General features: G+C 46.1%; 1 protein-coding gene. It reads right to left on the minus strand.

Translation table 11 applies throughout. The features are described from left to right. Positions 1-71: 71 nt before the first annotated feature. Positions 72-1,171 (minus strand): IS3 family transposase gene (locus LKO28_RS15330; RefSeq protein WP_227695910.1). Its coding sequence is split into 2 segments (ribosomal slippage): positions 72-919 and positions 919-1,171, totalling 1,101 coding nucleotides; the frame shifts between segments, so codons are not numbered across the junction. Positions 1,172-1,238: the final 67 nt, after the last annotated feature.

A 1,238-nucleotide genomic window follows, 5' to 3' on the forward strand; every position in this document is an offset into this window, starting at 1 on the left:
TGTCGGCTTCCCGAAATTAAGACTGTGTAATTTTACAAAATTCTCTTCAAATTAACCTAAATCTAAATACCCTAACACGCCTGTTTATCGCCTTCAAAATTGGATAGAGCAGCATATTCTGTTGGTGTCATATTTCCAAGACTGTCATGTGGCCTGTGATTGTTATAATCATCCATCCATTGCCAAGTAACTTCCCTCACTTCGTCCAATGTGTCAAACAGGTAGCAGTCCAACACATTATCACGGTAAGTACCGTTCAATCTTTCCACGAAACCGTTCTGCGTGGGCTTTCCGGGTTGAATATATAAAAACTCGATGCCGTTGACCATGCTCCATTCCGTTAAAAGCTGGGATATGAACTCCGGGCCGTTATCCATCCTGATTTTCCTGGGCTTGCCCTTGCGTTTAATCAGATGGTTCAGTACCCAGACCACCCGGGAACTGCGCATTGAATAATCCACTTCGATATGCAATGCCTCTCTGTTGAAATCGTCCATTACGTTGAAAGAGCGGAACCGGCGGCCATTGCTCAACGCATCGCTCATGAAATCCATCGACCAGGTGTCATTGGACGATATGGGTTTAACAAGCGACTGCTTTATCCTTTGCGGCAACCGCCGCTTTGCTTTCCTTCTTATGTTTAGTCCGATAAGCTTATACACCCGATGGACGCGTTTGTGGTTCCATCCATGCCCCTCCCGGCGTAACCTCCTGAACGCTTTCCAGAAACCCTCACGTGGGAAATCCTCCGCTTTCTTACGCAGAGCGGATTCAACCTCACTATCATCGCGCATATTCACATAATAATAACAGGTCTTGCTCAATCCCAACACCCGGCACGCCCTGCTGATGCCTTTCCCTGACTCCATCAATTCTTGGGCAATCTGTTTTTTCTGGCAAGGCTTCAAAGCTTTTTTGCTATAACCTCCTTTGCAGCCTCCAAATCAAGGGCAAGATCAGCGTACATTCGCTTAAGCTTGCGGTTCTCTTCCTCCAGTTCCTTGACGCGTTTCAGCTCGCTGCCCTCAAGGCCACCGTATCGCTGACGCCATTTGTAAAAGGAGGCCGCACTGACCCCGTGTTCACGAGCGATTTCCTGAACGCTTTTGCCTGCCTCAAATTCCTTAAGGATCTTACTGATCTGCTCTGGTTTGAATCGTTTTCCTTTCATAATACACTGTTAAAGTTATTAATCATTTTTCTATTCTCTAACAGTCTTTTTTTAGGGGAAGCTTACA

It is taken from the genome of Sphingobacterium sp. FBM7-1 (genome assembly GCF_020687765.1).
Lineage (GTDB): Bacteria > Bacteroidota > Bacteroidia > Sphingobacteriales > Sphingobacteriaceae > Sphingobacterium.